Consider the following 25,418-nt stretch of genomic DNA (forward strand, 5'->3'; position numbering starts at 1 on the left):
AGCCTCAGTGTGCGTGGCCGTGGCCGAGCTCGCCACGCATCAGTTCTGATTTAAGAATAAAAGCGCCCTGAACCACCGTGGGGGTGCCCGGGGGGAGCCCGGCCAGGATCTCGACAAACTCGCGCCCCTCGCGTCCCAGGGTCACCGGCCGGGCCAGGAACTGGCCCGGGGCGTCGCCCCGGACAAAGACCACCGGCAGGTTGTCGAGGGTCTGCAACGCGTCGCGTGCCACGAGCACCGTGGCGCCCTCGCCAGCGTCGGCGCTCAGGTGCAGGGTGCCAAAGAGGCCCGGGCGCAGGAGCCCGTCGGGGTTGCTGATCTCCACGCGAAGCGGGAGGGCGCGGGTGCTCTCGTCGAGCGCGGCGGCGATCAGATCGAGCTGCCCCTCCCAGGTGCGGCCCGGGTAGGCGTTGAGGCTGAGCGTGGCGCTCATGTCGGGGCGCAACATCGCGAGCTGCTGCTCGTAGAGCTGGCCGATGACCCAGACCCGGGAGGGGTCGGCCACCACAAAGAGGGTGTTCTCCGAGGAGACGCTTTCGCCGCGGGTGGCGTGACGCTCAATGATCACGCCGTCGATCGGGCTGCGGATGGCCAGCTCCGGGCCGCTGCCCCCGCGCACCCCGAAGGCGCTGAGTCGGGAGCGGGCGGCCTCGTGCTCGGCGCGGGCCTCTTCATAGCTGAGCTCGGCGTCGAGGAGGGTGCGCTCGGAGTTGATACCCTCGGAGCGCAGGCGCCGCTGGCGATCGCGGTGCTTTTCGGCGACCTCCAAAAGTGCGGTGGCCCGGCTGAGCTCGGCGCGGATCTGGCCGAGTTCGGCGCTGCGCAGGCGCCCGAGCACCTGGCCGGCGCTGACCTCTTGCCCGAGCGCGACGTCGACGCTGGCGATCTGACCGTTGAGCGGGGGGCTGATATGGGCCACGCGATCGGGGTTGAACGCCACCCGGGCCGGGACCTGCAGGCCCCCGCCCAGCGCGCCGGTGCGGGCCTCCTCGGTGCGGATCTCGCTGCGGGCCAGCGCGGCCTTAGAGAGCGTGACGATGCGGGGGCCCTCGTGGTCGTCGTGATCGTCGTGGCCCGGGGCCTCTTCGTCGGCGTGGTCGTCGTGGTCGTGGTCACGATGCCCGTCGGGGCCTTCTCCGGGGTGCTCGTGCGCAGACGGAGCGCCGGGGGCCTGGCTCCCCGAGGTGTCGCAGCCGTGGAGGAGGCCGACGAGCGTGATGAGCAAGCAGAGGCGGTAGAGGGCCCGGGTCATGGTGTCTCCTCGTGCAGAGGCCAGATATTGGTGCCGACGAGCCCTTCGAGCAGGGCGGCGCTTTCGTAGTAGGTTTGCCGGGCGTCGAGGTGCTGGCGCGTGACCTGGAGGAGGCGCTCACGGGTCTGCGAAACCTGGTGAATGTCGACCTCGCCAAGCTCATAGGCGCGCTGGAGCAGGCTGAGGTTTTGCTCCAGCTGCGGGACGACCTCCGACTCGTAGAGGCCCACGCGCTCCACCGCGGCGTTGAGCGCGTGGGTCGCATCGGTCAGGCGCTGGCGCAACGCGATGATGGTGGCGTCGCGCTGGCGATCGGCCAGCTCCAGCTCGGCCCGGGCCCGGGCCCGGCCCTCCTGATTGCGATGCCACAGGGGCAGCCCCACGCTCAGCTGCACCATCAACGTGCGGGCGGTGGCGTCGGCTCCCGGCCCCGATTCCTGACCAAAGACCAGCCCCAGGGTGGGCTCGGGCCAGGCCTCGCGCTCCTGGAGGCGCAGCTGGCTGTGGCCGGCGCTCACCGCCAGCTCCCGCATGCGCACCGAGGGGTGATGGTGGGCCATCGACGCCAGAAGCGTGTCGAGCTCGGGGGCTGCGACGATCGGCGGGAGCTCGCCATGGATCGGCGGGAGCTTCAGGGTGGGCCAACCGATCTCGGCGGCCAGCTGCGTGCGCAGCGCCTCGGCGCCCTGGCGGGCCTCGATCAACACCTCCCCGGTCTGCGCCAGATCCGCTTCAGCGACCAACAGATTCAATGGCGAGAGCTCGCCGGCTTCGACCTGACGGCTGGCGATGTCGCGCAGGGTGCGGGCAAAGGCCACAAATTGCTCGGCCTGCTGCGTGCGCTCCTCGGCCAGGAGCACATCGACAAAGAGGCGATGGGTCTCGACATGGACCTCCCAGCGCACGTCATCGACGCCGGCCTCCGCCAGGCGCTGGCGGTCGGCGGCGGCCCGGCGGCGCAGGCCGGGCTCGCCGGCGATTTCAAAGCGCTGCTCCAGTGCGATCTCCAGCTCCGTGCCTCCGCCCTCGGCGGAGCGTTGGGGCCCCAGCCCCAGGCTGAGCTCGGGGTTGTCGGGAAAGAAGATCCGGGCCCGCTGGCGCTCCGCGTCGACGGTCGCAGCCCGGGCGCGGGCGCTCTCGATGCGTGGGGAGTGCCGGTCGGCGTAGACCAAAAGGGCGTTGAGCGAGAGCGTGCTCACCTGCGCCGGGTCCACGGGCTCGCCAGCCGGGATGTAGGGCTTAAGCGGCGCATCCGGGGCGTAGCGCTCGGTGGGCGGAAGCGCCGGATCGGATGCCGAAGCCACGGAAGCTAATAACAAACTACTTGCGATAGTAGTTAAAAAAGCAGGCAGATGTCGCCAGAGAGGAGGCATGGCAAAGGCTCAATCAGCGCGAGGGTGGGTAAAGTCGCTCCACGCCCATGTGGAAGGCGTGAAGCAGATCGAAGCTCTCAAGATGAGGCAGCACCAGGACCGCCAGGATGCCCAGCGCCAACACCGCGTAGCCCGGGGAGCGTCCGGGGCGCGTGGGGCCCTGCATCAAGATGGCCAGGCGCAGTTTGAGCGAGGCCAAGTGGTGGCCGCAGAGCATGGCGGCCGAGTTCAGCGTGGCGGTGTCGCGGCGGAAACGGGCCGCGCGCACCAGGCCCTGGGCCAGCGCCAGGGGCTGGCCGCCCATGTGCACGGCCTCGCTGTCGCAGAGGGCCTCGCGGGCCGCGCGCCAGTGATCGCGATCGGCACGCAGCAGCGCGCCGGCCGGGTTGAGCCCCAGGCAGACGCGGCTGAGCAGGTAGCGCAGCGTGTCTCGCCAGCGAATGTGCGCGGCTTCGTGAAGCAGCGCCGCGTGGAGCATCGCGTCGTCGGCGTCGTCCATGAAGCTGCGGTCCAACACGACCTGTGGGCGCAAAAAGCCCTGGGTGAAGAGGGGCTCTTCGGCATCGCGCACCACCACCACGCGCATCGCCTGGAGGCCGGGCTCCCGGGCGATCAGGCGCTGAATGCGCCCGATGCGCGGGTCGGTCGCCGGGAGGCGGTCCAGCGTATGGCGAGGCCAGGCCTGCCAGATCACCCGGACGATCCAGGCGCTCAGGCCGATCAGCAGGGCGCCCAAAAGCATCGCGTTGTCGGCGCAGATGGTCGAGGCCCCGTGATCATGAAGGCAGATCCGGGGGCTGCTGGAGGGTTCGGCCTGATGCAACGCGGAGGAGAGCAGCCAGATCAGCGGCAACAGCGTGGGCGCGACCAGCCAGGCGTAGGTGGTGTTGGAGCCGAACTCCGTCCAGGAGAGCGTGCGGCGGCGCCGGGCCAGCACCCGGCGGCTGATCAGGGTGAGCGCGGGGATGAGCACGCCAAAGGTCAGCGTGAGCGCGGCGATGGGAAAGAGGAGCTCAGGCATCGCGCTCCTTGCGCCGCTGGCGAATCAACGCCTCCAGGCGCTCCAGTTCCTCGTCGTCGGCCTGGGAGACCCGCTCGACCAGCAAGGCGTAGGCGGTATCTTGCCCGACCGGCGGCAGGCTGTTGAGCACTTCCCGGGTCATCGCGGCGATGAACTCCGCGCGGCTCATCGCCGGGGCGTAGACGTAGCGTCGGCCTTCTTTGTGCCGATGCAAAAGCTCCTTTTTGTAGAGCCGGGAGACGGTCGTCATCACCGTGGTGTACGCGATCTCCCGTCGCCCCTCCAACACCGCGAGCACGTCGGCCACCGCGAACTCCGTCCAGCGCTTGTCCCAGACGATCTCCATGATCTCGGCTTCGAGATCGAAGAGCGAGGTGCGTAGGCCGTCTTGTTCCGGTCGGATTCGGATACCTTTCATGGCGTCTGCTCGGGTGGGGCCGGGGGGAAATCAGGGGCGTGCCAGGGTGTCGTCGTATAACTACGAGCGCCTGTAGTAGAAGTCAATGGCAGGGGGAGCCGAACCTATTCCCGCCGGCTTGTGCAGGTAGGGGCGCGGGGCGATGAGTGATTGCTCCCGGACGCCGGAGCACGTACAAGGGAGGCCCCTTTGCGGGATGAGTCCCCTCTTCTGATGTCATGATCCAAGGAGTAAACGATGTCCTACTACAAAGAAATCGATGGCAAGAAGTACGACCGCGCGCTGCTGGAGCTGGCCGAAAAGCTCACCGCCGGTCAGGGCGATGGGCGACTCTCCAAGGCCGACGCCGACCAGCTTCTGGAGGCGGTCAAAGACGGCGACAGCTACACCGACATTGAGAAAGCGACGGTGAAGTACATCCGCGAGAACTTCAGCTGGACCGAGGCGGCCGATGAGCACTTCCGCACCGAGATTCGCAAGTGGGCCGCCACCAAATAAGGTGTAGGTTCCAGACTTATTACGCCGTGAGCTATCGTTGACGCTGTGTCGGCTGCGTTGGGAGCACCTCGGGAAGCGTTGCAAAGCCTCGACGATGCTGAAGCATCGCCTTAAGTTTTGCGCCTTGCCTGAGACGCTCTCAACTTCGCCGCCATCGACATCAACAGCTGCTCATGGCGTAGTAAAAAAGCCCCGCGACGCCAGGCGTCGCGGGGCTTTTTTGTGGGGTACCTCATCCCGACGGCTGAAGCCGTCGGGATGAGGAGGCCATCAGAGCAGGGAGGGCTCCGGCGGCACAAAACTCAGGTTGTCGAGCCAACCGCGGTCTTCGCCCACGGAATTGGAGATGTCTTTGCGGTAGGTCCAGGAGAAGGTGTAGGTGCCGGCGGCGGGGATCTCGTAGGAGACCGTGGTCCAGTCCTCTTCACCTTCAAGGCGCGCCTTGTTGCTGGGGGGGTAGGGCGTGCAGTCGGCGGCAAGGGCGTCACAGAAGATCAGCCCGTCGTAGAAGCTCGCGCCCCTCGGCTCGGAGCTGACCTTCCAGTCGAAGGAAAAGGTGCCGGGTTCGGTGAACTCCAGGTCGATCCCCAGCTCGCTTCGGGAGCTGTCGCCGATCGGGCCGCTGACCAGAGAGTGGTCGCCCAGGGTGACGTTGGGGTCGCTGTCGACCTCCCACGCCAGGTCACCGCTGGAGATGAACTCGGGGGGGAGGATGCCATCTTCAAAGTCGAAGAGGACGGCGCCGCCGGCCTTGAGGGTGGCCTCCTCACCAGCGGTGGTGTGAAGGTACTGGACGAGCAGGCGCACGTTGCCGGCCTGAGTCTGGAAGGCGAAGACGTTGGCGATGTCGCCGGCCGTCAGCGCGCGGCTCACGCCGGTGGCGTAGGTGAGCAGGGTGCCGCCGGAGTCGATCTGCAACGCGCCCAGGCCACTGAGGTAGTCGGTGAAGTCGCCGACATCCTCAAAAGGCACGCCGGTGGCGATCTCGCTGAGGCTATCCGCATCGGGGCCGGCGCTGATGGCGATGTTGCCGGCGAGTTCCGCGGTGTGGATGAAGCGGGCTCGGAAGGCGTCGGCCGGGGCGGCGGTGAGATCGTCTTCCAGGATCAGGAAGCTCAGCCCCCCCGTAGCCGGGTAGGCCACCACGGTGTAGGCCTTGTTCAGCTCATAGTCGTAGGAAGGGGTGGAGGCCGCCAGGGTGCCGTTGTCGATCAGGTCGAAGCTATAGGTGCCCGGCTCCAGGTCGATGGCTCCTTCGGAGTTGCCAAATTCCAGAGAGGTCAGGGAGGTGGTGCTCCCGGAGGGCATCACCTCGACCGGGCCCAGTCCCTCGTCGAGGTGCACGAAGTGCAGGGTGGTGATGGCCTGGTCCACCCGGGTCAGGGTGAAGTTGGCCACGGCGGTGCCACACTGACCGGCGGCGACGAGTACAAAGCGCAGGTCGTCGCCCACCTCGTTGGGGGTGGCGGTGAAGGTGCCGTCGGCCGCTGCTTCAAAGCTTGCGCCCTGGCCGATGAACGCCAGCGAGATGCCCTCGGTGGCGTTGGTCTCCACGGTGATCGGGGCGCTCTCGATGCCCGTATAGTAGTCCTGTTCCAGACCGCTGATGCCGGTGATGGCCAGCGATTCGTCGCAGAGCTCCGGGCCGGGCTCGCCGGCGCAGATGGTTTCGTTGGCGGCGATCTCGTCGGTGTCGAGCTCGCCATTTTCGTTGGCGTCGAGGCCGGTGGAGACGATGACGCCACCGTAGGCGCAGACCTCGCCAGGCTCTACCGTCTCGGTGGTCACCAGCGAGTTGAGGGTGTTGTCCTGGCCGTTCTGCCCGTCGCTGCCATCCACGCCGTCGGTTCCGGGCTCGCCGGGATCGCCCTGTTCGCCGGGCTCACCCTGCTCGCCAGCAGGACCGGCGGGGCCCATGACGCCCTGTTCGGCTTCGTCGCCGCCGCAGGCCAGCAGGCCGCTGGCCAGCAGCGCGCCAAGCAGCAGGCGGATGCTGTAGGTTTGGGGGAATTTCATAAGTCGATCACTCCGTAACATCGATCATTTAAATGGATTCCTGAAGGAGGCCTGCCGGGGCCCGGGAACAAGGAAGGGGCCCGGCAGGCTGGCGTGCCCTCAGAGCAGCGAGGGTTCGGCCTGCTCAAACTTCAGGTTGTCGATCCAGCCCATGTCTTCGCCGTCGGCGCCGCTGCTGTCTTTGCGGTAGATCCAGGAGAAGGTGTAGGTGCCGGCGGCGGGGATCTCATAGGAGACGGGGGCCCAGTCCTGCTCACGGAAAATGCGGTCGATGTAGCCGGAGCTGTGGCTGCAGCTGGCGGCTGCGGAGTCGCAGAAGACCAGTCCATCGAAGAAATAGGAGCCATCCTCGGAGCTGACCTTCCAGTCGAAGGAGAAGGTGCCGGGCGTGGCGAACGTCAGGTCGATCTGCAGCTCGCTGCGCTGGTTGTCGGAGATCGGACCGCTGACCAGGGAGTGGTCGCCCAGGGTGAAGGCGGTGTCGCTCTCGACCTCCCAGCCCAGGTCGCCACTGGTGGTGAACTCGGTGGGGAGTGTGCCGTCTTCAATGTCGAAGAGGGTGGTGCGGATGCCGGCAGCCTTCAGGATCGCCACCTCGCCAGCAGTGGTGTTGAGCGGCTGGATGAGCAGGCGCACGTTGCCGGCCTGGGTCTCGTAGGCGAAGGCGTTGGCGATGTTGCCGGCCGTCAGCGCGCTGCTCACGCCGGTGTCGTAGGTGAGCAGGGTGCCGCCGGAGTTGATCTGCAGGGCGGCGACGGTGGCCACGTAGTCGGCGTAGTCGCCGACATTTTCAAAGGACACGCCGGCGGCGATTTCGCTGAGGTTGTCCGTATCGGCGCCGGCGCTGATGGCGATGTCGCCGGCGATTTCGGCGGCGTGGATGAAGCGCGTGCGGAAGGAGCCGTCAGCCGGCGCGGTGCGCACGTCATCTTCCAGAACCATGAAGTCCAGCGTTCCCAGGTTGCTGTAGGCCACCACGGTGTAGGAGCCGCCCAGCGCAAAGTCGAAGGGATCGGTGGTGCCCACCAGGGTATCGCCCTCATAGAGGTCGAAGCTGTAGTTGCCCGGATCGACGGCCATCGGGTCATCGGTCTCTTCAAAGTCGGCGACGGCCATCAGTTCGGCGGTCCCGGTGAGCACCATGTCGAGCTCGCCGGCGCCGTGGAAGAGGTGGACCAGGCGCAGGGTGGCGACGGGAGCTTCGACCCTGGCGATCGAGATGTGGGCCATGGCCGTGCCACATTCGCCGGCGGCGACGAGCATAAACTCATAGCCCTCACCCACCTCGTCGGGGGTGGCGGTGAAGGTGCCGTCGGCGGCCGGGGTGAAGCTGGCGCCCTCACCGACAAAGCTCAACGAAATTGGCCCGGTGGCGTTGGACTCCACGGTGATCGGGGCACTCTCCACGCCCTCAAAGTAGAGCTGGTCGAGGCCGGTGATGCCGGTGATGGTCAGCGGCTGGTTGCAGAGGGCGGTGCCATCGGTGCCATTGCAGATGTTTTCGGTGGAGGCGATCTCGTCTTCGTCGAGCTCGCCATTGGCGTTGGCGTCCACGCCGGTGGAGATGGCCACGCCGCCGTTGGCGCACACATCGCCCGGCGCCAGCTCTTCGGTGACGAAGAGCGAGGTCAGGCCCTCGGCGCCATCCTGCCCGTCGGCGCCGTCCTGCCCGTCTTGACCATCGGTGCCGGGGTCACCCTGCTCCCCCTGTTCGCCCTGAGGGCCCTCTTCGCCCTGAGGACCTTCGGGGCCGGGGTCACCCTGCTGGACTTCGCCGCCACAGGCGACGGCGCCAGCGGCAAACATGGCACAGATCAACAGGCGAATATTCCTTGTGTAACCGGACTTCATCCTTCGATACCTCGGGTAGTGGGGTGTACGGCAGGTCACGCTCCAGACACGGGAGCCCCTATGGCTGCGCGATCGTGTGAGCGTCGAAAGTGACGTGATGGGCAGGCACCCTAGCGCATTTTTTTTCGGATCTGTAGTACGCTGTCAGGGCCTGTTACAGGTTGTTTCATTGTGGGGCGCTCAGCGTTAGAGAAGGGGCCGATCGTCGTGAGCGGTAGGCCGCTTTGAGACGAGGTTCGCACGTGGGCTGCCGCCCAATAAGGTGAGGTTCCAGACCTAAAAAAGCCCCGCGACGCCTGGCGTCGCGGGGCTTTTTTGGTGGGGTTTGAGGGCCCGGCCCGCAAGCGGGCCGGGCCAGGTTATCAGAGCAGCGAGGGCTCGGGCTGCTCAAACCTCAGGTTGTCGATCCAGCCGCGGTCTTCGCCCAAGGAATTGGAGATGTCTTTGCGGTAGACCCAGGAGAAGGTGTAGGTGCCGGCGGCGGGGATCTCGTAGGAGACCGGGGCCCAGTCCTTTTCACCCGAAGTGCGCGCCGCGAAGTTGGGGTAGTAGGGGTTGCAGCTGGCAGCGTCGTAGTCGCAGAAGAAGAGGGGATCGTAGTTACTCTCACTGCTGACCTTCCAGTCGAACATAAAGATGCCGGGCTCGGTGAACTCCAGTTCGATCTCCAGCTCGCTGCGAGAGTTGTGGTCGATCGGGCCGCTGACCAGGGAGTGGTCGCCCAGGCTGACATTGGGGTCACTCTCGATCTCCCAGCCCAGGTCGCCGCTGTGGGTGAACTCGGTGGGGAGCGTGCCGTCTTCAAAATCGAAGAGGGGGGTGCGGGCGCCGGCGGCCTTCAGGATGGACGTCTCGCCAGCGGTGGTGTTGAGCTGCTGGATGAGCAGGCGCACATTGCCGCCCTGAGTCTGGTAGGCGAAGACGTTGGCGATGTCGCCGGCCGTCAGCGCGCTGCTCACGCCGGTGTCGTAGGTGAGCAGGGTGCCGCCGGAGTCGATCTGCAGCGCGCCCAGGCCACCGAGGTAATCGGTGAAGCTGCCAACATCCCCAAAAGGCACGCCGGCGGCGATCGCGTTGAGGCTATCTGCATCGGGGCCGGCGCTGATGGTGACGGTTCCGGCAAGTTCCGCGCTGTGGATGAAGCGCGCGCGGAAGGCGTCGTCGGCCGGTTCGGTGCGCACGTCATCTTCCAGAATCATGACGTCCAGCGCTCCCTGGTTGCTGTAGGCCACCACGGTGTAGGAGCCGCCCAGCGCATAGTCGTAGGGATCGGTGGTGCCCACCAGCGTGTCGCCCTCATGGAGGTCGAAGCTGTAGGTGCCCGGGTCCAGGGCCATCGGGGCATCGGTCTCTTCAAAGTCGGCGACGGCCAGGAGCTCGGAGGTCCCGGTGAGCGTCATGTCGAGCTCGCCGGTGCCGGGGACGAGATGGACCAGGCGCAGGGTGGCGACGGGCGCTTCGATCTCGGCGAAGGAGAGCTGGGTTACTTCGGTGCCGCACTGGCCGGCGGCCACCAGCGTGATCCGCTGGCCTTCACCCAGCTCCTGTGGGGTGAGCGTGAAGGTGGTGTTGGAGGTGAGAGTGGGCTCCAGCGTGGCACCACCGACAAAGGCCAGAGTGAGGTTGGCGTCGTCGTTGGTCTCCACGGTGATCGGGTCGCTTTCCCGGCCCAGATAGAGGGCCTGATCGGCGCCGGAGATGCCGGTGATGGCGAAGGCTTCGTCGCAGATGTCCTGCACGGCGTCGTTCTGGTTGCAGATGGTCTCGGAGGCGTCGATTTCGGCTTCGCCCAGGACGTCATCGCCGTTGGCGTCGATGCCCACCGAGACGGTAACGCCGCCGTTGGCGCAGACATCGCCGGGCTCCACGTTTTCGGTGAGGACAAGCGAGTTTGCGCCGTCTTCGCCGGGCTCTGCGTCGTTGCCGGGTTGTCCGTCTTCGCCGTCTTCGCCGGGCTGCCCGCTTTCGCCAGGCTCGCCCTGTTCACCCACCGGGCCCTGGGGGCCCTGAGCGCCTTGCTCGGCTTCGGCGCCGCCACAGGCGAGTGCGCCGGTGGTCAGGGCCGCGCAGAGGAGCAGGCGGAGTTTATAGGATGGAGATGTGTTCATAGCGTAGGTACTCCAGAAATTAGGTCTTCATCGTCCCTTTGAGGCCGGGCGCCTCCGCCGTAAAGAGGGGAGGCGCCGGCGGCTGCTTCGATCGCGTGAGCGTATGCTCCACAGCGATCAGGGAAGGCCGGGGGTGAAGGTCAGGTTGTCGAGCCACCCACGGTCCAGACCGTTGGAGACGCTGCTATCCTTCTCGTAGACCCAGGCAAAGGTGTAGGTGCCCGCCGCTTCGACTTCGTAGGTGTAGTTGGCAAAGTCAGCCGGGGTGCCACCGAGCTCGGCGTCGGAGACGTCGGAGTTGCAGTTTTCGGCAGCGTCGATGTCGGCGCAGAAGGCCAGGCCATCGTAGAGATTGCCGTTGATACTCAGGTTTTCGGAGCTGACTTTCCAATCGAAGGCGAAGATGCCTGCTTCGGTGAACTCTACGGTCACCTCAATCCAGGAGAACTGACTGTCGCCGATGTCGCCGCTGCGGGCGGCGAAGTTGCCAGCGCTGACGTCTTCGTCGGTGACAGACCATTCGGCATCGCCACCGGTGCGCACCGTGGCGTTGAGCAGGTCGGCGCCGATGGAGACCGGCAGGGTCTCCAGGCCGGGGATGAGGATGGCATCACTGCCGGCATCGCCCAGCTGCTGGACGAAGATGTGGGGCTCCCCGCCCATCATGAAGGCGAAGGCGTTGGCGATGGCGCCGTCAGCAAAGGTCGCCACCGAGAAGCCGACGTAGTCGAAGAGGGTGCCGGCCGAGTCGATCTGCACAAATTCCACGCCGGTAGCCAGGTCGGTGGCAGCAGATGCCGTGCCGAAGGCCAGGCCGGCGACGAGCTCAGCGGTGGAGGCTTCGTCGGCGCCGGTGCTGATGGCGACGTTGCCCACGCCGTCGGCGGCGTGGATGGCCCGCAGGCGGAAGTTGCCTGCGGCCGGCTTCGTCAGCACGTCGTCTTCAATGATGAGGAAGTCCAGCGCGCCGGCGTTGCTGTAGGCGACCACCGTGTAGGAGCCACCCAGCGCGAAGTCGGCGGCCGCAGTGGTGCCGGCGACGGTATCTTCGGCGATCAGGTCGAAGCTGTAGTTGCCCGGATCGACTTCCAGGGGGCCTTCGGCGGTGGCGAAGTCGATGGTGGCCAGCGCCTCGGTGGTGCCGGTGAGTGCCACGTCGACTTCTCCGGCGTCTTCGAAGAGGTGGACCAGGCGGATGTTGGCCACCGGCGCTTCGACCGCGTCGATGGAGATGTTGGCCACCGCCGTGCCGCACTCGCCATTGGCGACCAGCACAAACTCAAGGCCCTCGCCATCTTCGACGATGTCTTCGGGGGTGATGGTGAAGGTGCCGTCGCCGGCCGAGACGTCGAACTCAGCGCCCAGGCCGACAAAGCTCAGGTTGAGCGTGCCTTCGCCATTGGTCTCCACGGTGACCGGATCGCTGGCATTGCCGGCGAAAAAGCGCTGGTCCAGGCCGGTGATGTCGGTGATGGCCAGGGCCTCGTCGCAGAGGAGCGAGCCGTCGACGCCGTTGCAGACGTTCTGGGTGTCGGCAATCTCGTCTTCGTCGAGGGTGCCGTTTTCGTTGGCGTCGACGCCGGTGGAGATGGCCACGCCGCCGTTGGCGCAGACATCGCCCGGCGCCAGCTCTTCGGTGAGGATCAGCGAGTTGAGGCCGTTTTCGCCGTCCTGGCCATCGGCGCCGTCCTGGCCGTCTTGACCATCGGTGCCGGGCTCACCCTGCTCCCCCTTGTCGCCCTGGGGGCCCTGCTCACCCTGCGGGCCTTCGGGGCCGGGATCCCCCTGCTGGACTTCGCCGCCACAGGCGACCGCGCCAGCAGCAAACAGGGCACAAACCAACAGGCGAATGATTCTCTTATTGCCTGACTTCATCCTTCGATACCTCGAGTGTGTGTCGTACGACAGGTCACGCTCTGGACACGAGAGCCCCTATGGCTGCGCGGTCGTGGGAGCGTCAAAAATGACGTGATGGGCGGCACCTTAGCGCATTTTTTTCCGGATCTGTAGTCCTCTGTGTGGAAGGGCCTCAGGTCCTTTATTTATGGGGCGATCAGCGCTATAGGGGGGCAGAACCCCGGAGAAAAGGGGCGCGCTGAGGCGATGAGGTGTCAGTGCCGAACATGATGACGCGCAGGAGCATGGATGAAGTGGACGCAGATGAAATGGACGCATGGGCTTGTGATGCTGGCCGTGGTGCTGGCCAGCGCCTGCGGTGAGGATGGGGGGCCGCGACGCACTCAGGATGCCGGGTTTGATGTCGGTGATCCCGTGGAGGACGTCGGGGGTGGGGAGGACGCCGACGGTGGCGAGGATGTGGATGCCGGCGAGGACGCCGACGGTGGCGAGGATGTGGATGCCGGCGAGGACGCCGATGGCGGCGAGGATGTGGATGCCGGCGAGGACGCCGACGCGGGCGATGAGGACTCGGAGTTTTTGCTCGGGCCCGAGGTGGGGGTGAGCGATGGCACCTTCGACACGCGTTTGAGTGCCGCGTTTGACGGGGTGGTATCGCAGCCCCCGTCGGAGTCGGCCTGGACCGCGATCTATGAGAACCTTGATAAGGAACCTCTGCTCTACAAAGAGTTCCGCTGCGAGATGCGTCTGCAGGGCGTGGAGGTGCATCCCCCTACCGATAGCTTTTTGCTCTATGACGAGGTGAGCTTTCCGCAAGGGGGCAGCGGTCAGGCGGTTCTGGTGGGGCGTAAGGCGGCCTCCAGTTTTTGGTACACGCTGGCGACCCGGCCCTTTGAGGCGCAGGGACCGGTGGTGTTTTCGCCCGAGGAGCTCCCCACCGCCTCGGACTACGTGGCCTACGGCGTGATCTTTGAGGCGGACTCACCCCTGGTGGCGCGGGTTCAGGTGGCCGAGGTTCGCTTCTGGGGGTACTGCGCCAGCCCCGAGCATGAGATCGCCTGGCACACCACCCCCTGGCAGTGCACCGGCGTGGTGTGTGAGGACACGGTCAATCCGGGAGGCACCGGGGAGCGGCAGGTCCGCTGCCAGCGTGATACCGGGGACAGGGCGCACCCGGACTTCTGCGAAGAAGAGATGCCGGCGACCACTGGCCAGAGCTGCGTGCTGAGCTGCCCGTATGAGCTGGTGTATGTGGGGGCGCGTCCCTTCACCTACGATAATCAGTCGGGGTGGCTGCACGAGGGAATCTCGTCGTCCCGGACCGGTCCCCTGCCCGGATCGGTGAGCCAGGCAACGACCCGGGAAGAGATCGAAGGCAAGCCCTGCTCGGTGCTCGCCGAAGACCCGCTGGCGTATTTTGTGGGGTTGCGCTGCCGCGAGGAGACCCCGGAGGGGGAGGCGCAGCTCTACTGCGCGTTCCGGTGTGAGTGAGGTTTGAGGGGGGATTGGGGGGAGCTCGGGGGGGGGCGTTTTCCCGAGCGGGAAGATGCTACAGAGATCGGCAAAAAGAAGGGGGGGATGTTCCCGAGCGGGAAGATTATGATGAGAAAGGGGGGACTTCGCAGCGGTTTTTCCCGAACGGGAAGATTGTGTTGATGGGAGGACGTGGCGTTGCTAATTTTCCCGAACGGGAAAGTTGCATCATCGCCGGGTGGTGCGTTCCCGGGTTGCGTGCCAACGCAATGGAGGAGCGTGATGAAGAAGCAAGAGCCGATACATAGCGTGGCGGAGTTGGGGGCGAGGATACGGGAGGCGCGTCAGTCGCAGGGGTTGACCCAGCAGGAGTTTGCCGATGTGTGCGGCGTGGGGGTGCGCTTTCTCTCGGAGGTTGAGCGCGGCAAAGAGAGCGCGGAAATCGGGTTGGTGCTGCGACTGCTCAGCCGCGCGGGGCTCGATGTGATGGTGTTGGGCCGACACCATGAGCAGAGCCGGTACTGGGGTGAGTCGCGGTATGAATGAGACGGCGCCCAGCACAAAATGGCGTGCATTCGGGAGGGGGAACACTACGTGGTGCCGGCAAGTCACGAGGCGAGCACCCATATCTTAAAATTCGACTCTTTGAGGTTTCGGCATCTGTCGGTGAACGAGTTTTTGACGATGCGTTTTGCCTCCGCGCTGGGGCTGCCGGTCTGTCATGTCGACCTGGACGTAGGGGCGAGCACGCCATTTTTGGTCGTGGAGCGTTATGACCGGCGTGAGTTCGACGGGGCGACGGTGCGTCTTCATCAAGAGGATTTTTGTCAGGTCTTCGGTATGTCACGGCATCGCAAATACCAGAGCGAAGGGGGCCCCACGCTGCTGGAGATCGGTAGGTGTTTAGGTGAGGTGTCGACGCAAGCTGCAAAGGATCTGCTCAATTTGCTTCGATGGGTGATCTTCAACGCATTGAGCGGCAACGCGGATGGGCATGCCAAAAATCTCTCGCTGCTCTACGCACCCAGCGGTCCTCGTCTTGCGCCCTTTTATGATCTTGTATGCACCCGGGCGATTGAGGGGTTGCATACGGGGCTGGCGATGGCTGTGGATGGCGAAGTCAGCGCAGATCGTTTGCGACCACGTCATTTTGAAGCGCTCGCTGAGGGCTGGGATATGCGCCCCGCGCTGGCGACGCGAGAGCTTGAGCGTCTTTTGGAACAACGCAAAAGAGCCTGGGAGACGGCGCTCGCTGCATTGCAGGAGCATGTTGAGTACTCGCCAGCCATCGAGCGGGTCGAGCGCGCGATGGAGAATCGCGCCCGCGCGCTCGAAAACAACCTCCGTCAGGATCGCCCCTGAGCGTGCAGCGGGATGAAGAGGGCGATGATGATCTCCATCGCGCGGGGGTAGGCGTGGGGGGAGACGCGGGTGTGGGCGGGGCCGCGATCGCTGTAGCCGGTGCTGAGGTGTTCGATGCGGGCGATGAGCGGCCAGCCGGCGTCGAGCAGGCGCGCGGGCATTTTGTTGAGGCGGCGAGGAAGGTAGCCGATGCGGCGCTCTCCGGCGTAGAGGGCGGTGGCGCGGGTGTCGTAGGGGTTGTCGGGCTCGCGGACCACGCGCAGGCGTTGGCCGAGATCCAGAGGAAACGCGGCCAGCTCGAACTCATGAAAACGCAGGCCGGCCACCGGGGTGTGGATGAGCAGGGCATGGCCCGGGGGCGGCGGAGGTGAGGTGCGGTGCTGGCGCGTGCGGGAGGGATGCATGGCGGCGTCCGGGCGGCGGTGGAGGTGGTGGGATGCTGGCGATGCGTCAAGAATACGTACGTCCGAGGGGCAGAACCAGGGTTTGGTTTGGGGCCATACGATCATGCATCGCGAAAGTTGGTTAAAACTGCGGCGGGGCGCCGCGTCGGGGGGCGGATGGCGAGTCGGTGGGGGAGGTGGTAAAGATCGGGCGTATGCGATGGAAATGACGCGTGATGTGAAGCCTGTGAGGGAGACGATGTTGAAGCGTGTGATGGTGATGATGCTGGCGGCGGCGTGGGTTGTGGGGTGCTCGACGGATGAGCCCGCTCCAACCGCTGAGCCCGATAGTGGGGTGGAGCAGGATGGTGGCGAGGATGATGCCGGTGATGATGCCGACGCTCACGATGAGGTCGACGTTGAGGAGGATGCCGACGCCGACGGGGACGCCGATGTTGAAGATGGCGGCGGGGAGGAGAGCGGGGTGGTTTTGAGTGCTGCACCCGCGAGCTATGCGTATCGGGTTGGCGAGGAGGCGGTGGGGGCCGGAGAGGTCTTTTTGAAGGTCGATGCCACGCTGGAGAATGTGGGGGTGACCTCGGAGGTGGGGATGGTGGTGGAGGGCTTTGCCCTGGAGATCACCACAACCGAGGGTGAGGCCCAGGTTGAGGCGCTGACCCTGGGAGCTTCGCTCGAAGGCGGGTGCGCCGCGGAAAGCCCCGAAGCGCTCGCTGCGCCGGGGGAGACGGTCAGCTGCACTGCGCTCTTTGCGATCCCCAACGGCGCCACCGCGCTCTGGCTGCGCTATGAAGATCCCGCGACCTTTGAAGGGGCGCTCGCGGCCATCACGATGCCCGGTGAGGCGCCGGTGACCGTGGGGATGCTCGATGAGGCGCGCCAGACCTACGGCGAAGGCGTGGCTGCGGTGACGCAAGCGAGCTGCGAGTGCGATAGCGAGCCCTTCTCCAGCGTGGAGGAGTGCGTGGAGGTGTTTTCGCACGATATGAGCGGCTGCGAGGAGGTGGTGCTCAACGATCGCGGGGAGATGCTGGAGGCGATTACGTGCCTCAACGGGTTCCTGCCGCAGGAAGAGGCGTGTTACGCGAGCTGCGGCGCGGCGACGCAATGCGTGGCCGGGCTTGATTATCAGGGCTGCTGGGAGCTTTTGGACGAGCCGCTGCGCACGGCGCTTCGCGGCTGCTGAGTCCCTCCAGAGGCTCGTCGCAGCTTCGGAGAGATTGAGCACCATGCAGCACGAAAAAACGCCCCCTGATCGTCGACGATCAGGGGGCGTTTTTGTCGGGGGCATGTCGGGATCAATGAGGCGCGTCGTCTGCGTCGCTCGGTCGCTCGTGGAGCTGAGCATCGAGCTCGACCTTGCGCAGGCCGATGCCCCGGCTCTCGGTGGCGTCGGGCTCGACGTAGCGAAGATCGCGGATGAAGACGGTGTGGCCCTCGTCGTGGGATTGCACCTCGAAGACGGGGAAGCGCACCCAGTTGGCAAAGCCGCGTTGGGAGGGGGCGCTCAGCGCGGCCTCGGCGATGGGGCCGGGCTCCTCGATGGGGACGGGGGCGTAGCGGGGAGCGATGGCGTTTTCGCCCGGCCAGAGGCTGAGCTTGAGGGCGTGGTAGTGGGTCGAGGACCTGGCGAGCACCTCGCGGGCGAGGGGGTTTGCGGCGGCCGGGCCGGTCATCACGACTTCGGCCTCAATGCCCTGGCTGGCCAGATGGTCGGTGACGCGGGAAGAGGCCAGGGTGTTGCCCAGGCCCATCAGGCCTAAGTAGGTGCAGAAGAGGGCCAGGCATGAAGCCGCCGCCAGGCGGCGTTTATCGGGGGTGTAGCCCGAGGCGCGCAGCGCGATGATGGCCACCACGCCCACCCACCAGGCGATGCGCGCCGGGGTGGGGACCATGCCGGCAAAGGTGATCAGCGCGCTCATGGCCGCGCCGAGCACGGCCCAGGCACCCAGGGCCAGACGGCGTTGGGAGTAGGTCAGCACGATGGTCGCGCCCATCAAGAGCCACATCCACGGATCGATGATGAAGAGGGTGTCACCGTAGAACCAGCGCCCGTCGAAGGGCATCAGCAAGCGCACCCCGTAGGTGTTGAGCCAGTCGAGCGCCGGGTGACTCAAGGTGCCCAGGTAGGCCAGCCCTAAGGTGGCGCGGGGGTCGACCGGGGCTTTTTGAGGGTCGCGTCGGCGTCGCCACAGCCGGTCGTAGGCCACCATCAGGGCGGTGAGGAGCAGCGGCAGGAAGATCATGGCGAGCACACCGTGGGTGTGGCCGCGGCGGTGAAGCAGCGAGGCGTCGTCGCCGAGCACCGAGACGATGACGTCGATATCGGGGATGTTCGCGCCGATGATCAGAGTGGCGGTCGCCAGCGGGGTGAGCTCTTTGAGACGGGTCTGCGCCAGGGTGGCGCCGGCCAGGGTGTGGGCGATCGGATCCATGGGGGAGACTGCCGGGACGTGAGAAACGAAAGGGGGGGAGGTTCGGGAAGACGCCGTGGATTGTGGCTCTTCGGGGCGTAAGGGCAAGGATGTTCAGAGTAACTTTGATGTGGGCGCAAACACATACAAACAAAACGAGCGCCGCGCCCTCATGTGCTGAGGGGGCGGCGCTCAAGGGGGGGCGAGCGTGATGGCAAAAATCACGCGGCGTTTTCGGGGGGAGCCGGGGTCTCCTCGCGGCCGTCGGCGTGAATGGCAAAGCGGCCTTTGTCGCGGGGGTGAACCGGGGCGTCGGCCTCAAAGGGCCAGCCGCCAAAGCCGGTGTTCTGGTAGTCGATCATGATCTGGCGGATATCGCCCTGGTAGTTACCCACGAAGGGGCCATGCTGAACCACTGGCTCGCCGATGGGGCGGCCCTGAAGCACGAGGACTTCGGCCAGGGCGGTGCCGGTGTTCTTCAGCGTGACCTCGGCGTCGCCCTCAACCTGGGCGCCGTGCCGGGGCTCCAGGGCCACATCCTCCAGGGTGAGCGCGTCGCCCTCGAAGAAGTAGAGCACGCGGCCGGTCTCCTCGTTGGCGGCCGGCAGGGTGAAGGAGGCGCCGGGCTGAAGTTTCAGCGTCCAGATGGCGATGTTGGACTCGTCGCGGGCCGCCCAGGAGCTGGGGGGCGGGGCGAGGGCATCAAGCCCGTGCAGGGTGCCAGCGATGACTGCAACTTCACCGACCACCTCGTCGCCCTCTTTGATGAGGTGGCGAGGGATCGTCTCGTTCCAGAACATGGTGAAGTAGGCGTCGTTCTTTTTGTCTTCGCGCGGCAGGTTCAACCAGATCTGAAAGAGCTCGGTGGTGTTGGGGTTGTCGCGATCGAGAAGGGGGAAGGCCTCCGAGTGCACCACGCCCTTGCCGGCGGTCATCCACTGCACGTCGCCCTGGCCAAAGCGCGCCGAGGCGCCCATCGAGTCGCTGTGATCGATGAACCCCTGGCGGGCAATCGTCACGGTTTCAAAGCCGGCGTGCGGGTGGCGCGGAAACCCGGGGACGGTGTCGCCGTGGTACATCGACCAGCCGTCTTTGCCCGAAAAATCGTGGCCGATGTTGCGTCCGGCCAGTGAGGCATCGGGGCCCATCTGCTCGTTGGCGCGGGGGTAGCGGTCGTTGTGATGCGTGCAGAAGAGGAAGGGGTCCAGCGTGGGCCAGGGGTTGGAGGTCAGGGGGACGATCGCTTTGATGGAGGGGTGGCGTTCGCTCATGGGGAGGCTCCCGACGTTGGGGGCGGAAGGGGGCCCTCGCAAGGGGGCTGCCTTCGCCGCAAAAAACACAGGTCTTGCCAGAATGAGAGGGGTCACCGCCGGGCCCGGGGGGCGCCAGGTGGTGACCTGGTATCGGGGAGGGAACGCGCGGGGCGGCAGGGAGAATCCGCGAGCGGGTGGACGGCGGCGTTGCGTGGACGCAACGCCGCCTCAGGGCTCGTCGCTGGCGAGGTGGATGAGGATGAGGCCCTGGTCGCCATCGACGGTGATGCGGTCGCCGGTCTGGATGCGTTCGGTGGCCTGGCGCGCGTTGACGACGGTGGGGATGCCGTACTCCCGGGCGACGATGCAGGAGTGGCTCAAGGGGCCGCCCAGGCTCATGACCACGCCGGCAGCGGTGAGAAAGAGGGGAGTCCAGCCCACGTCGGTGTAGGGGGCGACGAGGATCTCCCCGGGGCGGATGGTGGCGTCGTGGTCGGCCGGGTCGAGGATGACGCGGGCGATGCCGGTGACGCGCCCCGGGCTGCCGCCCAGGCCGCGGATCTCCCGGGTGCCGGTCGCACCCGGGGGGATGGGCTCGGGCTCTTCGGCGATGATCTCGTGGCCGCGTAGCAGGAAGGTGTCGGGAGGGTCGGGCAGGTGGCGGAAGTGGTCGTAGAGGCCCTGACGGGTGAGCACGCGCAGGCGGTAGGTGCTGGCCAGATGGGGGGCCTGAAGCCAGTCCCGGAGTTCGGCGTAGGTCAGGAAGAAGACCTCGTCGGGGGTGGAGAGGATGTGGTGGTCGCAGAGGCGCCGGCCGCACTCCAGGAAGAAGCGGCGGTAGAGGTCGAGGGCGTCGACGACGCGATCGCGCATGTACTCGCGCTGGCGCGCGTTGGCGCGGGTAAGACCGACGATGGCCGAGAGGGTTTTGCCGGCCAGGGCGGGCATGCGCTCGGTGTTGAGGCGCTGGCGGTTGCGCTTTTGTTCGCGCATCACCTCGATGGGGCTGGGGAGGTGGGGGGCGTCGATGAAGCTGCGCAGGACCTCGAAGAGAAAGCGCATGTCTTCGCGCCAGCGCGGGGTGGCCAGCTCGGCTTCGCGGGGGGCGCGGTGGCCGTAGTGGCGTCGGAAGGCGTCGAGTTCGACCAGGAACATGGCCACATCGTCGTGCTGGGCCTGGGCCTGGAGGGCGTCGTGGACCTGGGCGGGGTCATGCGTGCTGATGATGTTGCGCAGGCGCAGGGAGCGTCGGGCGATGCGGCCCAGATCCAGCAGGGCCAGGCCGGGTTCGGCGCTCTTGACGTCGAGGCCGGCGATGAAGTCGCGGGGGGTGCGCGGGGTCTCGGGGTTGTGCTGGTGGGTCAGGCGCAGGGCTTCGCCGGTGAGGGCGTAGCTCATCAGGAAGTTGGAGCTGACCGAGAGCATGATCAGGCCGGTGCGATCAAAGAGCGCGTCGACGTGATCGAGTTCTTTTTGCAGCTCGGCGGTGGAGAGCTGGCTTAAGTCGCGATCGAAGAATTCTTCGACGCGGGCGGTGAAGTAGCGGCCCCAGAGGGGGGCCACCAGGGGCATGGAGATCTGGGCGCCGAGGATTTTGGGGATGGTGGTGGGCAGGCGTTTGAAGAAGTCGCGTTTGGAGCGTTGCTGGTAGATGTCGCGGACCAGCTCGACGCCGCCCCCGCCGGCCATCTCAAAGAGGCGTTCGGGGCTGAGCAGAGGGATGCCGCTGGCGATGCTCATGAACTGGGAGAGGTTGAGGTAGATGCGTCCTTTGAAGGCGCGGACCAGGTCGGCATCCTCGGGCAGGGTCAGGCCCAGGGTGGCAAAGGCGGTCTGGAAGCCGCGTCGGCTAAAACTCTCCAGGATGCTCCAGGTCATGGGGGTGGCCACGCCGGGGAGGGCTTCGCCGACGTTGGTGTTGGTCCAGACCTCTTCGGGGGGAGTGGGGGAGGCGCCGGCGGCGGTGATCGGCCGGGCCTGCACAAAGAAGAGGCGCGGGTGATGGGGGGTGTCTTCGGTGAAGGCGTAGGCCCACTCCACGTCGACCGGCAGGCCGAAGGCGTGTTCGATGCCGCGGGCGGCGCTGGCGAGCTCGACGAGCTGCTCGGGGCTCAACAGGCTCTTATGGTCGGGGGAGGCGTCGGTGCCGCGGGCGGTGACGTGACGGCGGACGTAGCCGGAGTGCTTGTCGAGGTAGTGGGTTTCGGAGTCCTGTCCCAGGACGACGGCTTCTCCCAGGCCGGTGGTGGTGCTGACGACGACTTCGTTTTCGTCGCCGCTCAAGGGGTTGAGCGAGAAGAAGACGCCGGCGGTGTCGGGCTCGAGCATGGCCTGGATGACAACGGCCATGGGGTCGAGGGTGAGCATGATGTTGTCGCGGGCCTCGTAGACCAGGCGTTCCAGGCGCAGGACGCTGGCCCAGACCTGGCGCAGGGCGTCGAGGACGCCCTGGGTGCCCTGGATGTTGAGCAGGGTGAGGCCCTGTCCGGCGAAGGAGCGTTGGGCGCTGTCTTCGCCGGCAGCCGAGGAGCGCACGGCCCAGCGGGAGGCGCCCAGAGAGGCCATGCGGGCCTCGATCTCTTCGACGAGGGTGCGCGGCAGGGGGGCGTGGAGGATGGCCTGGCGCAGGCTCTCCAGGTCGGGGGATTCGAGGCTTAAGGGGAGGAGGGCGGCTTCGAAGGCTTCGGTGGTGACGCAGAAGGCGTCGGGGACCGAGAAGCCGGCGCTGTTCAGCTGCCAGAGACCGTAGGCTTTGCCGCCGACACGTTGCCGGCTGATGGCGCGGGGGCCCTCGGGTCCGCCCAGGCTTAAGGTCCAGCTGGAGGGCGCGTGGGGCTGGCGCTCGGGGCCGAAGCGGACGATGGGATCATTTGGAGTGGAGCGATTCATGAACCCAACTCTGGTAGGCGGAGGCGACGTGCGCGCTGTCCAGGGCGATGATTTCGGGGACGGAGTAGGGGTGGAGCTCGGCCAGGCGAGTGGCCAGTTCGGGATAGCGCTCGGGAGAGGTTTTGATCAAGAGGGTATGTTCCTGATCGACGCAGAGCTCGCCCTCCCAGCGGTAGATGCTGGTGATGTTGGGGATGATGTTGACGCAGGCGGCCAGGCCTTCTTCGACCAGCTGTTGGGCCAGGGGCTGCGCGGCGTCGGGGGGGCAGTTGCAGAGGACGAGCTGGACCATGATCAGGCCTTGAGCGGGAGGGCGGCGTCGGTGGGCTGCTCTTCGTCTTCGGGGACTCCGGCGCGGGAGGCCGGGCCGATGGCCTCCAGGGTGCCGGTGAGGAAGTGCATGACCAGGTGGTCGACGATCGCGCGGGGCTCGACCTCGTTGAGGGTGCCGTAGACCACGCGTTCCATGATGACGCGCTCGACCATGCCGATGGTCATGGAGGCCAGGATGGTGAAGTCCATCGGGGCGATGAGGCCGCGCTGGCAGAGGATGCGGTTGAAGTCGGAGAGCATCGCCTGGAGGGTTTCGTAGAAGTGGCGAATGAGCTCGTTGAGTTCGGGGGCCACGGCCATGGCTTCGTTGAAGAAGATGGCGGTGGAGAGCTCGTGGTTGAGGAGCTCATGGGTGAGCATGAGACCGACGCGGGTGAGTTCATCGCGGAGGTCTTCGCGGGAGTCGATGGCGCCGGGCTCCCAGCTGGCGACGGTGGTGACGACGCGTTCAAGGAAGTCGCTGATGATCTCGGCGAAGAGCTGCTGTTTGCCCTCGAAGTAGAGGTAGAAAGTGCCCTGGGCGACGCCGACTTTTTTGACGATCTGGGAGACACGGGCGGCGTGGTAGCCGTGCTCGTGAAAGATCTCGATGGCGGCCTGCTTGAGCTCATCGCGGCGTTCGTCGCGACGGGCCTGTCGGCGTTGGTGTCTGGCACTCATAGGCATTTCCGGGGGCGGTGGGCAGCGGGTGTCAGTCGGCCAGGATATGTTCAATGCGAGCGAAGTCGCCGTCGTGGGCGGCGGGCTCGATCTCCAGGAGGTGTGTCATCAGAGCGTAGAGGTCTACGATATGGAGGGTTTCGGACTCAAGGCCGGAGTGGAAGGCGGGGCCGTGCGCGGCGAAGAAAGCGTGCATGTCCTGGAAGTCCGGATCGTAGCCGTGGCCGCCTTTGTTGATGCCGATATTATCGAGGATGTACTGGTTGGCGATGGAGTAGGGCGGGTCGGCGATCATGACGAGCTCGGGGATGCGCTCGTGGTGGGTGTATCGCAGGCGCTCGGGGATCTCTTCTTTTTTGTAGACGGTGTAGTTCTCTTCGGCGGCTTTGAGGGCCTGGTAGACCGCGTCGGATTTGCCGGGGTCGGGGATGATGGTGGCCACGGGGGTCCATTCAACAACGAAGACATCGCTTAAGTCGATGATGTGATCCAGGCGGATGACCTTGTCGGGGTCGAGGGCGGTCATGCCGTGGTCGCTGACCAGGAGGATGTTGATGTCGGGCCAGATGCCGGCCGCCTCCAGCTGGTCGATGAGGTAGCCCAGGTTGGCGTCGGCTTCCTGGAGTTCGTTGAAGAGGCGCGAGCCGCGGGGGCCCTGGCTGTGTCCGACGGAGTCGAGGTCGGAGAAGTAGAGGGTGGCGAAGTCGACAGGATCGTCGGCCGAGAGCCATTGCACGACCTGGTCGATGCGTTCACGGGCCGGGGTCTGGTAGTTGTAGGGGACCCAGTGGGAGGGGCGAGTGCCCTGGATTTCGGCTTCGGAGCCGACCCAGAAGTAGGTGCCGGTGCGTTTGCCCTGGGTTTCGGCGGTGACCCAGATGGGTTCGCCGCCCCACCAGCGGGACTGGCCGAGTTTCTCGGCGTCGCTCATGCGGAGCATGTCGCCGGTGGCCGGATCGCGCACGGTGTTGCCGGTGATGCCGTGGTTTTCGGCGTAGAGGCCGGTGACGATGGCATAGAGGTTGACGAAGGTCTTGGAGGGGAAGACCGGCTGGAGGGATTCGGCGAGGACGCCGTTGGCGATGAGGCGGTCGAAGTTGGGGGTGGGGGCCAGGCTTAAGTAGTCGGGGCGAAAGCCATCAAAGCCGATGAGGAGGGTGGGGACGCGTGCGGCGTCCGGGCTGTTCTCATCGGTGTCCTCGTCGGGGGTGTGCGCGTCATCGCCGGAGGTGTCGGCGTCCTGGTGGGAGAGCGAGGCGTCGAGGCCGGGGTCGTCGGCCGGGGCTTCGGAGCAGGCCGGGGAGCCCAGGAGCAGGAGGGTGGCGAGGAGCGCGAGGAGCCGGGAGGCAGAGGGGGACATCATGGAGGAGCTCACAGAAAGGCAAAGCCGGCCAGGGGGGGATGGAGGGCGCATCTTGCGAGATTTAGAGAGGGCGCGCAACCGGGGGCGCAAGGCCGCCCCGAGGGTGCGCGGGCGACTCAGGCGCGGCGCTGGAACCAGGCCAGGTATTCGATGTTTCCGGCCGGACCGTGGACGGGGCAGTCGATGCCCTTGAGGTGGTGCATGCCGTGGGCGCGGGCCTGGTCGATGACGCGCTCGATGGCGCCCTGGCGCGCGTCGAGGTCGCGCACCACGCCGCCTTTACCGACGTTATCGGGGCCGACTTCGAACTGGGGCTTGATCAGGGCGATGAGGTCGGCCTCGGGTTTGAGAAAGCGCAGGGTGGCCGGGAGCACCAGGTCGAGGGAGATGAAGGAGCAGTCGATCACGGCCAGGTCGCAGGGCTCGGGGATGAGCGCGGGGTCCAGGTGGCGGATGTTCTGCCGTTCCAGGTTGATGACCCGGGGGTCCTGGCGGATTTTCCAGGCGAGTTGGCCGTAGCCGACGTCGACGGCATAGACGTTTCGGGCGTGGCGCTGGAGGACGCAGTCGGTGAAGCCGCCGGTGGAGGCGCCGACGTCGATGACGACTTTGTCGGTGCAGTCGTAATCAAAGGCGTCGAGGGCGGCCTGGAGTTTGAGGCCCCCGCGAGAGACGAAGGGCAGGTTCTGGCCCTTGAGTTCGATGGCGGCGTCGGTGGGCACGCGGGTGCCGGCTTTATCGACGCGCTGGCCATTGACGAAGACGTCGCCGGCCATGATGCGCGCCTGGGCGCGGGTACGGGTATCGACCAGCTCCCGGTCAACGAGGAGGCGGTCGATGCGCTCTTTTTGGGCCATGGGTGGAGCCTTAACAGCG

Annotated in this window: 19 protein-coding genes and 2 pseudogenes; 5 read left to right on the forward strand and 16 right to left on the reverse strand. The window is 66.3% G+C overall.

Annotated features, from left to right (window positions below):
• Nucleotides 1–4 precede the first annotated feature (4 nt).
• From DL240_RS15250 to DL240_RS15265, 4 genes are all read right to left on the reverse strand, one after another.
• The gene (locus tag DL240_RS15250; RefSeq protein WP_111730766.1) at nt 5–1,252 is read right to left on the reverse strand and encodes an efflux RND transporter periplasmic adaptor subunit; all 1,248 of its coding nucleotides are present in this window, start codon (nt 1,250–1,252) and stop codon (nt 5–7) included.
• A complete protein-coding gene (locus DL240_RS15255) occupies nt 1,249–2,556 on the reverse strand; it encodes a TolC family protein (RefSeq protein WP_158542617.1) in 1,308 nt (435 codons plus the stop codon). The genes DL240_RS15250 and DL240_RS15255 overlap by 4 nt, the downstream gene beginning before the upstream one ends.
• Before the next feature lie 82 nt (nt 2,557–2,638).
• Entirely contained in the window at nt 2,639–3,646 is a 1,008-nt protein-coding gene (locus DL240_RS15260) for a M48 family metalloprotease (RefSeq protein ID WP_111730768.1), read from the reverse strand.
• Nucleotides 3,639–4,064 (reverse strand): BlaI/MecI/CopY family transcriptional regulator, encoded by a 426-nt coding sequence (locus tag DL240_RS15265; protein ID WP_111730769.1) that lies wholly within the window; start codon nt 4,062–4,064, stop codon nt 3,639–3,641. The genes DL240_RS15260 and DL240_RS15265 overlap by 8 nt, the downstream gene beginning before the upstream one ends.
• A 237-nt stretch (nt 4,065–4,301) precedes the next feature.
• Between DL240_RS15265 and DL240_RS15270 the strand changes: the two are divergent.
• Nucleotides 4,302–4,559, forward strand: a pseudogene (locus tag DL240_RS15270) (OmpA family protein); the annotation flags it as partial.
• 273 nt (nt 4,560–4,832) lie between these two features.
• Here the strand turns inward: DL240_RS15270 and DL240_RS15275 are convergent.
• The 4 genes from DL240_RS15275 to DL240_RS15290 form a co-directional block, all read right to left on the reverse strand.
• Nucleotides 4,833–6,578, reverse strand: a complete 1,746-nt coding sequence (locus DL240_RS15275) for a DUF4397 domain-containing protein (RefSeq protein ID WP_111730771.1) — start codon at nt 6,576–6,578, stop codon at nt 4,833–4,835.
• Nucleotides 6,579–6,677: 99 nt separating this feature from the next.
• A complete protein-coding gene (locus tag DL240_RS15280; protein ID WP_146618334.1) occupies nt 6,678–8,429 on the reverse strand; it encodes a DUF7151 family protein in 1,752 nt (583 codons plus the stop codon).
• A 362-nt stretch (nt 8,430–8,791) separates the two neighbouring features.
• Nucleotides 8,792–10,537: a DUF4397 domain-containing protein gene (locus DL240_RS20765; protein ID WP_111730773.1), complete on the reverse strand. Its 1,746-nt coding sequence runs from the start codon at nt 10,535–10,537 to the stop codon at nt 8,792–8,794.
• Nucleotides 10,538–10,654: 117 nt separating this feature from the next.
• On the reverse strand, nt 10,655–12,412 hold the full coding sequence (locus DL240_RS15290) for a DUF4397 domain-containing protein (protein ID WP_111730774.1): 1,758 nt from the start codon (nt 12,410–12,412) through the stop codon (nt 10,655–10,657).
• 270 nt (nt 12,413–12,682) lie between these two features.
• On the opposite strand from DL240_RS15290, the gene DL240_RS15295 reads away from it, so the two are divergent.
• The 3 genes and pseudogenes from DL240_RS15295 to DL240_RS15305 form a co-directional block, all read left to right on the forward strand.
• Nucleotides 12,683–13,885, forward strand: coding sequence for a hypothetical protein (locus DL240_RS15295; protein WP_111730775.1), 1,203 nt, complete (start codon nt 12,683–12,685; stop codon nt 13,883–13,885).
• A 264-nt stretch (nt 13,886–14,149) separates the two neighbouring features.
• Nucleotides 14,150–14,413 (forward strand): helix-turn-helix domain-containing protein, encoded by a 264-nt coding sequence (locus DL240_RS15300; protein ID WP_111730776.1) that lies wholly within the window; start codon nt 14,150–14,152, stop codon nt 14,411–14,413.
• 15 nt (nt 14,414–14,428) lie between these two features.
• A pseudogene (locus tag DL240_RS15305) lies at nt 14,429–15,229 on the forward strand (HipA domain-containing protein); the annotation flags it as partial.
• Here DL240_RS15305 and DL240_RS15310 read toward each other — a convergent pair.
• A complete protein-coding gene (locus DL240_RS15310) occupies nt 15,214–15,738 on the reverse strand; it encodes an HIRAN domain-containing protein (RefSeq protein WP_111730778.1) in 525 nt (174 codons plus the stop codon). The pseudogene DL240_RS15305 and the gene DL240_RS15310 sit on opposite strands and share 16 nt — an antisense overlap.
• A 133-nt stretch (nt 15,739–15,871) precedes the next feature.
• On the opposite strand from DL240_RS15310, the gene DL240_RS15315 reads away from it, so the two are divergent.
• Nucleotides 15,872–16,816: a hypothetical protein gene (locus DL240_RS15315; RefSeq protein ID WP_111730779.1), complete on the forward strand. Its 945-nt coding sequence runs from the start codon at nt 15,872–15,874 to the stop codon at nt 16,814–16,816.
• 112 nt (nt 16,817–16,928) lie between these two features.
• Here the strand turns inward: DL240_RS15315 and DL240_RS15320 are convergent, their stop codons facing one another.
• The 7 genes from DL240_RS15320 to DL240_RS15350 form a co-directional block, all read right to left on the reverse strand.
• Nucleotides 16,929–18,065 carry a metal-dependent hydrolase gene (locus DL240_RS15320; RefSeq protein WP_111730780.1) on the reverse strand — a complete coding sequence of 379 codons (1,137 nt, stop codon included), beginning with the start codon at nt 18,063–18,065 and terminating at the stop codon, nt 16,929–16,931.
• Between the two features lie 200 nt (nt 18,066–18,265).
• On the reverse strand, nt 18,266–19,315 hold the full coding sequence (locus DL240_RS15325; RefSeq protein WP_111730781.1) for a pirin family protein: 1,050 nt from the start codon (nt 19,313–19,315) through the stop codon (nt 18,266–18,268).
• 210 nt (nt 19,316–19,525) lie between these two features.
• Nucleotides 19,526–22,186: a PEP/pyruvate-binding domain-containing protein gene (locus DL240_RS15330; RefSeq protein WP_111730782.1), complete on the reverse strand. Its 2,661-nt coding sequence runs from the start codon at nt 22,184–22,186 to the stop codon at nt 19,526–19,528.
• Nucleotides 22,164–22,478, reverse strand: coding sequence for a divalent-cation tolerance protein CutA (cutA, locus tag DL240_RS15335; protein WP_111730783.1), 315 nt, complete (start codon nt 22,476–22,478; stop codon nt 22,164–22,166). The genes DL240_RS15330 and cutA overlap by 23 nt, the downstream gene beginning before the upstream one ends.
• A gap of 2 nt (nt 22,479–22,480) precedes the next feature.
• Nucleotides 22,481–23,179, reverse strand: coding sequence for a TetR/AcrR family transcriptional regulator (locus DL240_RS15340; RefSeq protein ID WP_158542618.1), 699 nt, complete (start codon nt 23,177–23,179; stop codon nt 22,481–22,483).
• 31 nt (nt 23,180–23,210) lie between these two features.
• The gene (locus tag DL240_RS15345; RefSeq protein WP_158542619.1) at nt 23,211–24,542 is read right to left on the reverse strand and encodes an alkaline phosphatase family protein; all 1,332 of its coding nucleotides are present in this window, start codon (nt 24,540–24,542) and stop codon (nt 23,211–23,213) included.
• A 116-nt stretch (nt 24,543–24,658) separates the two neighbouring features.
• Nucleotides 24,659–25,399, reverse strand: coding sequence for a TlyA family RNA methyltransferase (locus DL240_RS15350; protein ID WP_111730786.1), 741 nt, complete (start codon nt 25,397–25,399; stop codon nt 24,659–24,661).
• Nucleotides 25,400–25,418 lie beyond the last annotated feature (19 nt).

Source organism: Lujinxingia litoralis (assembly GCF_003260125.1).
Lineage (GTDB): Bacteria > Myxococcota_A > Bradymonadia > Bradymonadales > Bradymonadaceae > Lujinxingia > Lujinxingia litoralis.